The organism is Pseudomonas sp. Soil_N_39, from assembly GCF_057655955.1.
On record NZ_JBDGLI010000030.1, the window covers coordinates 26997 to 39551 of the forward strand.

At 61.3% G+C, this 12555-nt stretch carries 14 protein-coding genes; 4 read left to right on the forward strand and 10 right to left on the reverse strand.

The genetic code is table 11. From position 1 onward, the window contains the following. Positions 1-24: 24 nt before the first annotated feature. The 8 genes from AC3A5O_RS27905 to AC3A5O_RS27940 form a co-directional block, all read right to left on the reverse strand. On the reverse strand, positions 25-771 hold the full coding sequence (locus AC3A5O_RS27905; protein WP_122565500.1) for a hypothetical protein: 747 nt from the start codon (positions 769-771) through the stop codon (positions 25-27). Positions 772-828: 57 nt separating this feature from the next. Beyond that, positions 829-1509 carry a C39 family peptidase gene (locus AC3A5O_RS27910; RefSeq protein WP_122565499.1) on the reverse strand — a complete coding sequence of 227 codons (681 nt, stop codon included), beginning with the start codon at positions 1507-1509 and terminating at the stop codon, positions 829-831. 231 nt (positions 1510-1740) lie between these two features. Then, on the reverse strand, positions 1741-2724 hold the full coding sequence (locus AC3A5O_RS27915) for a heme utilization protein (protein ID WP_122565498.1): 984 nt from the start codon (positions 2722-2724) through the stop codon (positions 1741-1743). A gap of 59 nt (positions 2725-2783) precedes the next feature. Further along, positions 2784-3377 carry an adhesin gene (locus tag AC3A5O_RS27920; protein WP_122565497.1) on the reverse strand — a complete coding sequence of 198 codons (594 nt, stop codon included), beginning with the start codon at positions 3375-3377 and terminating at the stop codon, positions 2784-2786. A 1-nt stretch (position 3378) separates the two neighbouring features. Beyond that, entirely contained in the window at positions 3379-3825 is a 447-nt protein-coding gene (locus AC3A5O_RS27925; protein WP_122565496.1) for a hypothetical protein, read from the reverse strand. A 322-nt stretch (positions 3826-4147) separates the two neighbouring features. Continuing rightward, complete coding sequence (locus AC3A5O_RS27930; RefSeq protein WP_305471214.1) at positions 4148-4672, reverse strand: AAA family ATPase; 525 nt, start codon at positions 4670-4672, stop codon at positions 4148-4150. Beyond that, on the reverse strand, positions 4669-5232 hold the full coding sequence (gene pnuC, locus AC3A5O_RS27935; protein ID WP_122565495.1) for a nicotinamide riboside transporter PnuC: 564 nt from the start codon (positions 5230-5232) through the stop codon (positions 4669-4671). Before pnuC ends, AC3A5O_RS27930 begins: the two co-directional genes overlap by 4 nt. 267 nt (positions 5233-5499) lie before the next feature. Then, complete coding sequence (locus AC3A5O_RS27940) at positions 5500-7134, reverse strand: methyl-accepting chemotaxis protein (RefSeq protein WP_122565494.1); 1635 nt, start codon at positions 7132-7134, stop codon at positions 5500-5502. Between the two features lie 273 nt (positions 7135-7407). On the opposite strand from AC3A5O_RS27940, the gene AC3A5O_RS27945 reads away from it, so the two are divergent. Continuing rightward, positions 7408-8238: an undecaprenyl-diphosphate phosphatase gene (locus AC3A5O_RS27945; protein WP_122565493.1), complete on the forward strand. Its 831-nt coding sequence runs from the start codon at positions 7408-7410 to the stop codon at positions 8236-8238. Then, the gene (locus AC3A5O_RS27950) at positions 8235-8663 is read left to right on the forward strand and encodes a DUF1294 domain-containing protein (RefSeq protein ID WP_122565492.1); all 429 of its coding nucleotides are present in this window, start codon (positions 8235-8237) and stop codon (positions 8661-8663) included. The genes AC3A5O_RS27945 and AC3A5O_RS27950 overlap by 4 nt, the downstream gene beginning before the upstream one ends. Before the next feature lie 49 nt (positions 8664-8712). On the opposite strand, the gene AC3A5O_RS27955 is transcribed toward AC3A5O_RS27950, so the two are convergent. Further along, the gene (locus AC3A5O_RS27955; RefSeq protein ID WP_122565491.1) at positions 8713-9063 is read right to left on the reverse strand and encodes an MmcQ/YjbR family DNA-binding protein; all 351 of its coding nucleotides are present in this window, start codon (positions 9061-9063) and stop codon (positions 8713-8715) included. After that, positions 9060-9968 carry a LysR substrate-binding domain-containing protein gene (locus AC3A5O_RS27960; protein ID WP_122565490.1) on the reverse strand — a complete coding sequence of 303 codons (909 nt, stop codon included), beginning with the start codon at positions 9966-9968 and terminating at the stop codon, positions 9060-9062. The genes AC3A5O_RS27955 and AC3A5O_RS27960 overlap by 4 nt, the downstream gene beginning before the upstream one ends. Before the next feature lie 128 nt (positions 9969-10096). On the opposite strand from AC3A5O_RS27960, the gene AC3A5O_RS27965 reads away from it, so the two are divergent. Beyond that, a complete protein-coding gene (locus AC3A5O_RS27965) occupies positions 10097-10705 on the forward strand; it encodes an FMN-dependent NADH-azoreductase (RefSeq protein ID WP_122565489.1) in 609 nt (202 codons plus the stop codon). Positions 10706-10889: 184 nt separating this feature from the next. After that, on the forward strand, positions 10890-11927 hold the full coding sequence (locus tag AC3A5O_RS27970; RefSeq protein WP_305481650.1) for an alpha/beta hydrolase family protein: 1038 nt from the start codon (positions 10890-10892) through the stop codon (positions 11925-11927). Positions 11928-12555 lie beyond the last annotated feature (628 nt).

The window sequence follows — 12555 nt, forward strand, 5'->3', positions numbered from 1 at the left end:
CCAATGGTCGGAAATCAGCGTAGTTCAATAACCGAGGTTACGGAGGCCGCGCAGTTGGGTCAGATTGCAGTCCAGTGCCCCGACACTGGCGCCGTTGTTGTTTAGCACCACATTGAGTTGCGTCATGTTGTTGACCAGATTGCTGTTGCCCAGCAGGCGGGTGTTTTGCAGCAAGCCGCCCTGGGCCACTTGTTGCAGGCTGCCGCCCTGGTTGTGGCTGGCCTGGATCGCCATTTGTACGCCGCTGCCGGTGGCGGTGACCGCGACGCTGCCGGCGGCGTTGCTGCCGCTGATGGTCTGGCCCTTGGTCAACAGTTGGCCCTGGGAGGGGACGAGCGCCGGTGCCTGGCTACTCTCCTTCACATTGATGTTGACGTTGTTGTAGGCCGTGTTGCCGTCGCCGGCGGCACGCACGCTCTGGGTCACGCCTTGGCTCGTGCCAAGGCCGGCACCACCGGTAATGTTGCCGCTGCCCTGTTCCGGGACGCTGCCGTTACCGGTCTGCTTGATGGTGGAGACATAGAACTCGGGTTTGACGGTGGCGGCCTGGATCTGCATAGTGCTGGTGGCGCCGATCAAGTCGCCGCTGGCGTTGCGCCAGGTACTGCTCATGACGATGCCGAAGCTGATGACTCGGCCCGGCATGACATAACGACCGCGCAGCTCGGCGAGCTCCTGGTCCTTGACTTCGATGGGTTTGAAGCCGGCATGGGCATAGCCCGAGGCGGTCGCGAGCAGGCAGGCCAGCGACAGCCAGTGTGAAGTTCTCATGTGCTGCTCCCGGAGCGTCCTGCTCCTTTTGTACTTATTGTTGGCAGTGGTCGGCGATTAGAAAAAGTCGCTCTGTATGAAGCCGAAATCCATCAGTTCCGCATCCCTGACCGGGTTGAAACCGTCCAGCTTGTTACGGGCTGTCAGGGGTTGAGGAGGGCTGCGTAGCGCATTGGTCTTGTCATAGCCCGGGCCGACGATCGCGAAGACGATGCCGTTCCAGCCTTTGACGAACTCATCGTGGGAGTAGCGCTTGTGGCCCAGCACCGGGTCGCCGATGTAGACCCATCGCTTGTCGGCCCGCTGCAACACCACGAAGTGCTTGTAGCCGCGTATTTCCATCAGGACCACCACCGGAATTGTCACCGCTTCGAGTTTCTCTGGCGGTATCCGGTAGCCTCGGGCACGCATGCCGATGGTCTCCACGTAGCGCTTCATGTCCAGCATGGAAAACCCCTGGGTGCGAACCAGGTTCTGGTCGGCATTGACCAGCATGCCTTTGATGACGTGCTCTTCATCGACGTCAAGCCAATAGGCCTGGCGCAGTACCGTGGCCAGCGCGGCGGCGCCGCAACTGAAATCGGTTTTCTGCTCGACAATGTCGCTGAATTTGCGCTCGCGTACGCTTTGCACCGGTTTGTAGACCAGCATGCCGCCAGGCAGGGCGGCGACCGGCATCTGCGCCGCTTCGGCCACACAGGCCAGGCAGAGCAGCAGGGAAACGGCAGTGACACGCATGATCGATACGCCTAATGGACATCCGGGAAAAAAGCCCCGTTTCCAAGCCACACCCTTTGTAAAGCGTTGAAATGAGTCCGTGGCGAGGGAGCTTGCTCCCGCTGGGCTGCGAAGCAGCCCCTTTTTTGTGAGTGCGATGCACTCAAGCGGGAGCAAGCTCCCTCGCCACAAGACTCATCCCAACCCTAGGTGAACAGCATTGCTGTTGCCGGGGCTTCGTTTCATGCACGCTTACATGCAAGCCCTGCAGCCGGCCGCAATGGACAGCGAGTTGCTTTGCTGGTTGCCCACGCCCGCCGACACGTTGGCGCCGCCGTTACCGGAGAAGCCGTTCATGGAGTTGGTCATGGTGGCGTTGTTGATCACAGGGTTTTTCCAACCGTCGCGGGTCAGCACCTGCTGGGTGTTGCTGCCGGCCAGTTCGAAGGACCCCACGGCGGAGAACTTGAACTTGTCGTCATCGTGACCGCCGCCGTATCCGCCTTTGTTGCCCCAGCCGCCATGATCGTTGTCTTCGACGGTGCCGGTGCCTTTGGCCTTGAACGTGCCAGAAGCGGCGTAGGTGTTGGTAAGCGTGTCGGTTTTGTAAGTCCGTACGCCCTTGTTGTCGACCACAAGGCCGGTGGAAGACTGGTCAGCCGAGGCAGAGGCCTGTGCGACACGGCCCCCGGATACGGCGATGGCCAGGTTGTTTTTCTGCTGGTTGAAGTTGCCGGCGGTCACGTTGATGCCAATGTTACCGGAGCCATTGTTGCCGGCATTGGTGAGCGAGGCATTGTTTTGCGTGGAGTTGTTTTTGACGTAGTTGTTGTTATTGACTTGCGTGGCGCTGGAGACAGCGACAGCCGAACCGAAGATGAAGCTCTCGTCAGCGGTGGCCAGGGCGGCGGCGTTGTCTTGCTGGTTACCGTCGCCGGCCGCGATGTTGGCGCCCATGTTGCCGTTGCTGCCATTGAGCGAGTCAGTGGCCTCAGCGGTGTTGCGGGTGGCTTGGTTGGTCACGACGTTGCCGTCGCTGTTCTGCACATCCAGCACGGCCGCGCCTGCCCCAGCGGTGATCGAGAGCAGTTGCTCGAACGACGGACCTCTTGGGCCTTGATTGCCGTGGCCGTTACCGTGGCCGTTGCCACGCCCGTTACCGTCGGCCTGTGCAGCCATTGCCATGACAGCGGCGAGAGCGAAAACCAATGGTTTGAGTGCCATTGTAGGTTTCATGGTGTTTCTCCTTGCGTGTCGTTGGTTAAGTGTCGGTACTTTCTTATGTAGCCCCCGGATCAATCAGCGACCCGGATGCTCAGGGTGTTAGCCATGCGGTTCCCCACCCCGGCACTCTGGTTCACCTGGATTACCCCTCGGCTGCCGGTGAAGGCCTGGTCGCTGGTAACGACCTGACGACTGCCGGTTGGGGTGCCAGTTGCTCCTGAGTTCGGTAGCAGCGCCACGTTCTGTTGGGACAGGGCGCTGTCGTCCATGCTCTGCGGATGGGCACTGATGCCCACCCGCATGACATTGGCCATCTGGTTGTTGGCCCCGGCGGACTGGTTGACGCCCAGCACGCCGTTGCCGTTGCTGAAGGAGTGGCCACCGATGCGGGCGGTGGCGTTCATGGAAGGGTTGGCCTGGGTGTCGACACGTTGCTGCACGTGGGTGCTGGCCTGGGCGTGGCTGCCAATGGCGATGGCCCGGGTGTTGGTTTGCTGGATCTGGTCGCCGGCCGCCTGGTTGACGTTGAAGTTGCCGGTGTAATGGCTGCCGGAATCCTGCAGGTTGGCGCTGCTGACCACCGCGACACCCGAATCGGCAAATACGGTGAAAGAGCTGAGCAGCGAAAGCATGAGCAGGGTGAGTAGAAACAGGACGGGCTTCATGTCACTGGCCTCCCGCCAGCCGGCCCAGCGGGGCCAGGCCGGAACTCAGCGAGCGGTTGATGGTGCCGGAGATCGCGCCACCACTACCGCCACCATGACCGGCATTCATGCCCGGCATGCCGTTGGGGTTGGTGACCACGTTCAGGCCCTGCACACCGGTATTCGGGCTGACGATGTTGCGGATCGACGAGCCGCTGGCCACGCTGGCGAACTCGCCATCGCTCAGTTCGGTGCTGGCGGTCGCCTGGTTGATTCGTTCGGAGGGGTTGGCATTGACGGTGGTCGGGTAGGGATCTTTGCCGCCGTTGCGACCGATTGCGATGGGCTGCACGTCACGGCTGAGCACGATGACGCCGTTGCCCTCGGCCTGTGCTGGCAGGCTGAGCGTTGCGCTGGCGGCGCAGCCGATCATGAGCAGACAGGTCAAACTTCTTTCGAAAGTCCCCACGGCATCGATTCCTTCTTCGGTGGGCTGGCCTTGGTCCAGCGTTGCGAAATGGGGAAGAGCAGGTGTTGTGCCGTGTTTTGAAATACCCGGCAATTCAATGGGTTGGATTAAGCCAGGGGGCGTCGAGGAGGGAACCTGTTTCAGCGTTGAGACAGGGCGGATGACGATCAAATGGCCACCAACCGTTGCAGGGCTCTGGCTCCAGGCTTTTGGGAGGGTGTTTCAGCAGCGTGACAGTCTTGATGACAAGGACATGAAACGTGGTTGAATCCGGGTTTGCTGCGAGTGCGTTGTTTCAGCGGTGAAACAAATCAAGCGGCGGTCAGGCTTCAAGCAGTTGGGTAACGGTTGCAAACACTTGCGTCCGGCGTTGCACCCAGTTGCCCTGAATGACCTGGAAAGGTTGCCGATGTTGGCTCAGCCAAGTCTCGATCGCCTGGAAAAACGTCAGCCGCTCTGCCAGCTCGGGCTGGCAACGCAAACCGTCGCCGGTCCATTCGACCTCCTCGGGACTCAACAACAGGTGCAGGTCGTAATGGCGGGCCAACAACGCCGGCTCGAGCCAGTCCGGGCAATCGCCGAACAGGGTCTGGCTCCAGAGAATGTTGCTCAACAGGTGAGTGTCGAGGATCAACAGCGCCGGTCGGCCGGCACGTGCCTCGTCTTCCCAGGCCAATTGGCCGGAGGCGATGTCGGTGATGTCGGCCAGGCAGGTATCGCGTTGGGTCTGTTCCATGAAATGGCGCACATACTCGTCTACCCGCACGCCACCGAAATGCGCCTGCAATTGCGCCGCCAACCAGCTCTTGCCGCTGGATTCCGGGCCGGTCAGTACCACCACCTTCATGCGCGCAGGGCCGGGTCGGCGCGCCATTCCCGCCAGCCTTGCACGGCGAGCAGGGTGAACAGGGCGTAGAGCGCGGCGGTCAGGTGCAAGCCTTTGTAGATGAACAGGCCAACGAAGATCACGTCCAGGGCGATCCACAGCGGCCAGCATTGCACGCGTTTTTGTGCCATCCACCACTGGGCCACGAGGCTGAACCCCGTAAGCGCGGCGTCGAGCCAGGGCTGGGCGGCGTCGGTCCAGTGAGCCATGGCAGCGCCCAACAGCAGGCTGCCCACCGCGCCGATGGCCAGGCCGAGCAACACCGACGGCCCACCGAGGCGACTGACCTGACGCCCATCATGATTGCGTCCGGCACGGGTCCATTGCCACCAACCGTAGAGTTGCAGCACCGCGTAGACAACCTGCAGCAGCATGTCCGAGTACAACTTCACCTCGAAAAAAATCCAGCTGTACAGCAACACCATGACCAGGCCGATTGGCCAGCACCAGGGGTTCTGCTTGACGGTCAACCAGACGGCGATCACGCCGAGGGCTGCGGCAAACAGTTCAAGCCCGGACATGGCAGTTCCTTGGGGAAAGAGGAGAGGGCGGCGATTGTAAGCGCTATGGTGTGGAGAGCTCCAATACCAATGTCGTAAATGGGCTGGCGCTATCGCGAGCAGGCTCGCCCCCACCGCGGTTTTGCGTTGGTCTCTGGTTTGGTACTCACCACAAATCCCCTGTGGGAGCGAGCTTGCTCGCGATAGCGGTGGGTCAGCTTGCATCAATGCTGAATGTGCGACCGCGATCGCGAGCAAGCTCGCTCCCACAGGGTTGGCTACCGATCTTTAGACTCGGAATTGCTTGAGCAACCCATTCAACTGTTCACTCAACGCCTTGAGGCGGCTGCTTGCCTGGCTGGACTGTTCGGCGGCCATGGCGGTGCTATGGGACAGGCCGGCGGCCTGGGTGACGTTCTGGTTGATGTCTTCCACCACATGGGCCTGTTGCAGGGTGGCGCTGGCGATGGAGGCGTTCAGGCTGTTGAGGTTGCGCAGGGCCTGGCCGATGGCGTTGAGGCTGGCACCGGCGAGGCCGGCCTGTTCGATGGTCAGTTGCGAGGCACGGCTGCTGTCGCCGATGACTTTCACGGCGGCTTCGGAGTGGGTTTGCAGGCGCTCGATCATCGCCTGGATCTCGGCGGTGGATTTCTGCGTGCGCTGGGCCAGCAGCCGCACTTCATCAGCAACCACCGCAAAGCCCCGGCCTTGCTCGCCGGCGCGGGCGGCTTCGATCGCGGCGTTGAGGGCCAACAGGTTGGTTTGTTCGGCGATGGAACGAATCACCTCCAGCACACTGCCGATCTGGGTGCTTTCACTCGCCAGGGTGCGAATCACTTCCACGGCTTGATCGATGGTCTGGGACAAGCGGTCGATCTGCTGCAAGCTCCCATCGATGTTGACCTGGCCTTGCTGGGCCTGGGATTCGGCGTCGCGCATCTCACTGGCCGCGTGCTCGGCGTTCTTGGCCACGTCCTGCACGCCATAGGTCACTTCGTTGATCGCGGTGGCCACCAGTTCCATTTGTTGTGACTGTTGCTGGCTGCGTTCCTGGGCTTGAGCCGCGTCGTTGCCCAATTCGTTGGAAGATTGCCCCAGCTCGCTGGCCGAGGCCTGCAACTGGCTCACCACCTGGCGCAATTTGGCGGTAAAAGCGTTGAAATGCCGGGCCAGTTGCGTGACTTCGTCCTGGCCGTGGGTGTCGAGGGTACGCGTCAGATCGCTTTCGCCGCTGGCGATATTGGCCATGGCGTTGACGGTTTCTTGAAGCGGGCGGACGATGCTGCGCACAATCAGAGTCAGCAGAAGGCCCATGACCAGGGTGATCGCCAAGCCAATCAACGAAGCCTTGATCAACTGGGACTGGAACTCTGCCTGGACGTCGTCCACATACACGCCGGAACCGATGATCCAGCCCCACGGTTCGAACAGTTTGACGTAGGAAGTCTTGGCGACCGGCGCTTCGGCGCCCGGCTTGGGCCAGAGGTAATCGATGATCCCGGCACCCTTGGCTTTGGCGATGGCGACCATCTCGTTGAACAGCGCAAAACCGTTCGGGTCGCGGATCGCCGAGAGGTTCTGGCCTTCAAGCTTCGGGTTGGTCGGGTGCATGACCATGACCGGCGTCAGGTCGTTGATCCAGAAGTAATCGCTCTGGTCATAGCGCAGGCCTCGCACGGCGCTGAGGGCTTGCTTCTGCGCTGCCTCGCGGGTCAGGGTGCCGGCGGTTTCCAGCCCATGGTAGTAGCTCAGTACACCACTGGCGGTCTGCACCACATGCTGGGTCTTCTGCACCTTGGCCTGATACAGGTCCGTGTGGATCTGCTTGAGCATAAAGGCGCCTAGCGTGAACAACATCACGATGGCCACGACCAGGATGAGCCACAAGCGTCGGCTGATCGACACACTGCGCAAGCTATTCATACGCTGTCACTCCGGTTTCTTATTCTTGTCATTAACGACGGCCGGCACTTTAGCGCCCGGCGGCTATCCATGATTGACCTGGGTCATAACGCGGCAGCGTTATCAGGGCTTGTCTGATAGGATTTCGGCCCCGCAGCGCAAAACCTGAGTCTGTTCTGATTTTTCATTGGTTTTTTTTGAAAGGTCGCGGTTATCGTGCAGCCGCTGCGTGTACCTGCATGACACTTGAATATTGATAAGACCTGCTTGAACAGCGTCTTTTTTGGGGGATGAATGGATTTGTGGACGGCCTTTTCGGCATTGATTCTTGGCGTAGTGGAAGGCTTGACGGAGTTTCTGCCGATTTCCAGCACGGGGCACCAGATCATTGTCGCCGACTTGCTCGAGTTCGGTGGCGAACGCTCGATGGCATTCAACATCATCATTCAGTTGGGCGCGATCCTCGCGGTGGTCTGGGAGTTCCGGCGCAAGATCTTCGACGTGGTGCTGGGGCTACCGACGCAACCCAGCGCTCGCCGGTTTACCGCCAACCTGCTGATCGCCTTTCTGCCGGCCGTGGTCTTGGGCGTGCTGTTTGCCGACTGGATCCACCATTACCTGTTCAACCCGATCACCGTGGCCGCCGCGCTGGTGGTGGGCGGTCTGGTGATGCTCTGGGCCGAGAAGCGTCAGCACCAGGTGCACGCCGAGACGGTGGACGAGATCTCCTGGAAGGACGCACTGAAGGTTGGCCTGGCCCAATGCATAGCGATGATCCCGGGCACCTCCCGTTCCGGCGCGACCATCATTGGTGGCTTGCTGTTCGGTCTGTCGCGTAAAACTGCTACCGAATTCTCGTTCTTCCTGGCGATGCCCACCATGGTCGGCGCGGCCGTCTACTCGGGCTACAAGTACCGCGAACTGTTCGTCCCGGCGGATTTCCCAGTGTTCGCCATTGGTTTTGTCACGGCGTTCATTTTCGCCATGATCGCGGTCAAGGGCCTGCTGCGGTTCATCGCCAGTCACAGCTACGCCGTGTTCGCCTGGTATCGAATCGCTTTTGGCCTGCTGATCCTGGCCACCTGGCAGTTCGGCTGGGTGGACTGGACCGCCGCCAAGCCATGAACGATTCAGGCAACCGCAAACGTGCCGGGCGCAACGCCGACGGCGCCGTGCAGCACCTGCGGCTCAAACTGACGGTGTTTGCCCTGGTCTGTGCCTTGCCGCTGTTCGGTTCGCTGCTGTTCGGGCTGCGGGCGGTGTCGTGGGTGCCGATGGGGGCCTATGGCGTCGTCAGCGTGGTGGCGTTCCTGCTGTACTGGAGCGACAAGCGCAAGGCGCGCGCCGACGCCTGGCGTACCCCGGAGAATGTGTTGCATGCGGTAGAGCTGGCCGGCGGTTGGCCCGGCGCCTTGCTGGCCCAGCAGCTGTTTCGCCACAAGACCCGCAAAGTCTCATTTCAAGTGGTGTTCTGGTTCATCGTGCTGTTGCACCAGGTGTTCTGGATCGACCAGTTGTTCCTGGGCGGTTATCTGTTGGCGTTGTCCTAGTGGGGGAGCGAGCTTGCTCGCGATAGCGGTGGTTCAGTCGCTGCCGCCACTACAGCAATAACCCAACCTGGGTACGCTTCGGTAACTTGCTGACCACCAATTGATGAGAGCGGCGCAGCAAATTGCGCAGCTCTTCAGCCCCCAGCGGGTAGGGCACCTGCATGATGACCCACTGGGCCCGCGCCAGGTACGGCGCGGGGTGAATGCCTGGGCGGTCGCAATGACCCAGGAACAGATCCTTGTCGACCTTGAACGCCAACGAGTCGCCCCGCAGGCCCTGGAGGGCGAACATTTTGTTCCCGGCAATGGAAAATACCCGCACGCCACCCCATTTGTAGTCTTCCCTGGCACCGGGCAAGTCCAGGCAAAACCGCGCGACATCCTCTTCGCTCAAACTCATAGCGTTCTTTCTCCACAGCCCTCGAAGGCTTCCACCAAATGATCGATCCAGGCACGCACCGCCGGCAACATGCCGCGCCGATGCGGGTAGACCGCCTGGAGCCAGCCGTCGGGCAATGACCATCCAGGCAGCAGCTCCACCAGTGTGCCGTCACGCAATTCCTGCTCGCAATACATGCTCGGCAATAAAGTGAAGCCCAGGCCGGCGAGGGTGCAGGCCCGACGCACAATGAAGTCGTCGATGCCCAGGCGGGCCTCCAGGCTCAGTTCGGCCTGCTGCCCATCGGCCTTGACCAGACGCAGATGCACCAGGCGATCGGCTTCCAGCGCCCCTAACACCGGTAAGGGCTTGAGGTCGTCCGGGGTTTCGATCCGTCGCCCTTCAACAAACGCCGGGCTGGCCACCAGCATCAGGCGTGCCCGGCGCAAACGCCGGGTCATCAGCAGTGGGTCTTCGTCCCCCAGGTCGCGCACGCGCAGCGCCACGTCGATGCCTTCGCCGATCAGGTCGACCCGGCGGTTGAGCAGGGTCATTTCCAGCTGTACCAGGGGGTATTTCACCAGGAAAGTTTCGATCACCACCGGCAGGAACTGATGGGCCAGGCCCACCGGGCTCGACACCCGCAAACGGCCACGGGGCTCGCTGGACATGCTCGCCACCGCTTCGTCGGCCATCTCGGCCTCCAGCAACATCGCCTGGCAATGGCGCAGATAAGGTTCGCCGACCGCGGTCAATTTCAACTGGCGGGTGGTGCGCTGCAGCAGGCGGGCGCCGAGGCGTTCTTCCAGCTCGGCGATACGCCGCGACAGTCGCGACTTGGGAATGCCCAGCAAGCGCCCGGCCGCGGCGAATCCGCCGGCTTCGACGACTTTGGCGAAGTAATACAAGTCATTGAGGTCTTGCATGTTGAACTCGATTGTCCTGTCAGTAGGACAAACTATCGCATTTATGCCGACTTATCGATCATTGGCTTCATCGATAGGATGGTCGCCAATTGATCGCCTGGTGCGGTCCTCACTTGGAGAGCACTCACATGAAACTGCTGCACATCGATTCGAGCATCCTCGGCGACAACTCCGCTTCCCGCCAATTGAGCCGTGAAGTGGTTGAAGCCTGGAAAGCGGCCGAGCCAGGTATCACCGTCACCTATCGTGACCTGGCCGCCGACGCCATCAGCCATTTTTCCGCCCAGACGCTGGTTGCCGCCGGTACCAGTGCTGAATTGCGCGACGCCGCGCTCAAGTACGAAGCGGACCTTAGCGCCGAGACAATGGCAGAGTTTCAGGCGGCGGATGCGCTGGTTATCGCCGCGCCGATGTACAACTTCAGCATTCCGACCCAACTCAAGGCCTGGATCGACCGCATTGCCGTGGCCGGCCAGACGTTCCGCTACACCGAAGCTGGCTTCGAAGGCCTGTGCGGTGGCAAGAAGCTGGTGATCGTTTCCACCGCCGGAGGTTTGCATGCCGGGCAGCCTAGTGGTGCAGGCCATGAGGATTATCTGAAAGTGATGTTTGGTTTCCTGGGCATTACCGAGATCGAATTTGTCCGTGCGGAAGGGCTCGCCAAGGGCGACGACATGCGTAGCAAGGGCATGAGTGAAGCCCATGCGCAGATCGGCGAACAATTCGCCGCTGCGTAAAACCTGCGTAAAGGCACCAAGTGCTTCGGGCAACCTTCGCAAAACCCTGTATTCTCGTGGTCATTGGATGGCCGGGATGCAGGGTTTTGCTGCATTCGGCGCCGGGGATTCTGGCGCAGGTTATGCACGGCCAAGGCGACGAGCGACGGAGCCTTCCCGTGCGCTGGTGAAGGTGGACGATTCGATGACACGTTTTGGTGCAACGCTGCTGCTTTGCTTGTTTGCCAGTCTCGGTTCCGTGCAGGCCGCACCGGGGCCGCATCCGCATTGGAGCGCTGGCTTCCATGAGCTGAGCTTTCTCGATCCGCTGGATCAGCAGCCGATGCACGCTATCGCCTTCTATCCGTCCATCGACCGGGAACAATCCAGCCTGCTAGGTGGCTACCAGATCGACGCCGCGCCGGACGCCCAGATCGCCATCGGCCGCTTTCCGTTGTTGATGTTGTCCCACGGCAATACCGGCACGCCGCTGGCCCTGCATGACTTGGCCACTTCGCTGGCGCGCAAGGGGTTTGTCGTGGTGGCGGTGATTCATCCCGGCGACAATGCCCAGGATCACAGCCGGCTTGGCACCCTGAGCAACCTGTATGGGCGGCCGATCCAGATTTCCGAAGCCATCACCGCAACGCTCAATGATCCGATGCTGTCGCCGTTCGTTAACGCCGGGCAGGTCGGGGTGATCGGCTATTCGGCCGGTGGCGAAACCGCGCTGATCTTGTCCGGCGCGACGCCGGACCTCAATCGCTTGCGCCGTTACTGCGTGGAGCGGCCGGACGACCGTGATGCCTGCAACACCCAGGGCGAACTGATCGCTGACCGCGATGACCTGCAACCGGTGGCCGATCCCAGGGTCCGGGCATTGCTGCTGATGGCGCCGTTGAGCCTGAAATTTGGCCGTCACACCCTGGCCGATGTCCATGTGCCGGTGCTGTTGTACAGCGGCGATGGCGACAAACTCGTGGCTTTCGACAAGAATGCCGCCGCTTTGGCCCGCAAGCTGCCCACCGCGCCGGATTTCAAGACCTTGGCCGGCGCTGGCCATTTTGTCTTCCTGGCGCCGTGCACCGACGAGCAGATTGCCGCGATGCCAGCGCTTTGCACGGATGCTGACGGGGTCGACCGCAAGGACATCCACCGCACCATGATTTCCGAGGCCGGCCGCTTCTTTGGCGAGGCCTTGGGCAAGCCAACCCGGGCGGGGATGAGGACGGCTGATCAATGAGGATGACCGATCAATTAGGATGGTGTGTATATCCGTTGCTGCGGTAACGGCGGCTTAGGGTTCCGCCCTTACGGCGGGTCACTTTTGGAAGAGCCGGGAGCCGGACCAGCCAAAAGTAACCAAAAGCGCTTTGCCCCACCACTCGGCACCTCGCCTAGGCTCGGTGTGCCCTCACTCCGGCATTGCTCCGTGGGCCCGCCGCGAAGGGCCATCCATGGCCCAGCGTGGCTATCCCGGCATCCATGCCGGGTTGCCCACTCCACAATGCCTGCGTTCGGCCAGCGTGGTTTAACGGGGCGTCCAGATCAAGATCAAGATCAAGATCAAGAGCCAAAGCAAGAGCCAAAGCAAGAGCAGGCCGGCATCTAGGTGGCTGAACCACCGCTATCGCGATCAAGCTCGCTCCCACAATGGGCCTGTGGTGAACACAAGACTTATGAACGCCCAAGATCACCTGTGGGAGCGAGCTTGCTCGCGATGAGGCCAGCAAACCCAACATCCATGTGATTGAACCACCGCCATCGCGAGCAGGCTCGTTCCCACAGGAGAAACGCGGTCACCCAGAACCAGGTCGGCTATCAGGCCGCCTCGTGGAGGACGTTGATCTCGGGCGCCCCGTTAACCACGA

Excerpts from the sequence above, each read along its gene's own strand:
- AC3A5O_RS27905 (WP_122565500.1), bottom strand. The coding sequence starts at position 771 with ATGAGAACTTCACACTGGCTGTCGCTGGCCTGCCTGCTCGCGACCGCC.
- AC3A5O_RS27910 (WP_122565499.1), bottom strand. The coding sequence starts at position 1,509 with ATGCGTGTCACTGCCGTTTCCCTGCTGCTCTGCCTGGCCTGTGTGGCC.
- AC3A5O_RS27915 (WP_122565498.1), bottom strand. The coding sequence starts at position 2,724 with ATGAAACCTACAATGGCACTCAAACCATTGGTTTTCGCTCTCGCCGCT.
- AC3A5O_RS27920 (WP_122565497.1), bottom strand. The coding sequence starts at position 3,377 with ATGAAGCCCGTCCTGTTTCTACTCACCCTGCTCATGCTTTCGCTGCTC.
- AC3A5O_RS27930 (WP_305471214.1), bottom strand. The coding sequence starts at position 4,672 with ATGAAGGTGGTGGTACTGACCGGCCCGGAATCCAGCGGCAAGAGCTGG.
- pnuC (WP_122565495.1), bottom strand. The coding sequence starts at position 5,232 with ATGTCCGGGCTTGAACTGTTTGCCGCAGCCCTCGGCGTGATCGCCGTC.
- AC3A5O_RS27940 (WP_122565494.1), bottom strand. The coding sequence starts at position 7,134 with ATGAATAGCTTGCGCAGTGTGTCGATCAGCCGACGCTTGTGGCTCATC.
- AC3A5O_RS27945 (WP_122565493.1), top strand. The coding sequence starts at position 7,408 with ATGGATTTGTGGACGGCCTTTTCGGCATTGATTCTTGGCGTAGTGGAA.
- AC3A5O_RS27950 (WP_122565492.1), top strand. The coding sequence starts at position 8,235 with ATGAACGATTCAGGCAACCGCAAACGTGCCGGGCGCAACGCCGACGGC.
- AC3A5O_RS27955 (WP_122565491.1), bottom strand. The coding sequence starts at position 9,063 with ATGAGTTTGAGCGAAGAGGATGTCGCGCGGTTTTGCCTGGACTTGCCC.
- AC3A5O_RS27960 (WP_122565490.1), bottom strand. The coding sequence starts at position 9,968 with ATGCAAGACCTCAATGACTTGTATTACTTCGCCAAAGTCGTCGAAGCC.
- AC3A5O_RS27965 (WP_122565489.1), top strand. The coding sequence starts at position 10,097 with ATGAAACTGCTGCACATCGATTCGAGCATCCTCGGCGACAACTCCGCT.
- AC3A5O_RS27970 (WP_305481650.1), top strand. The coding sequence starts at position 10,890 with ATGACACGTTTTGGTGCAACGCTGCTGCTTTGCTTGTTTGCCAGTCTC.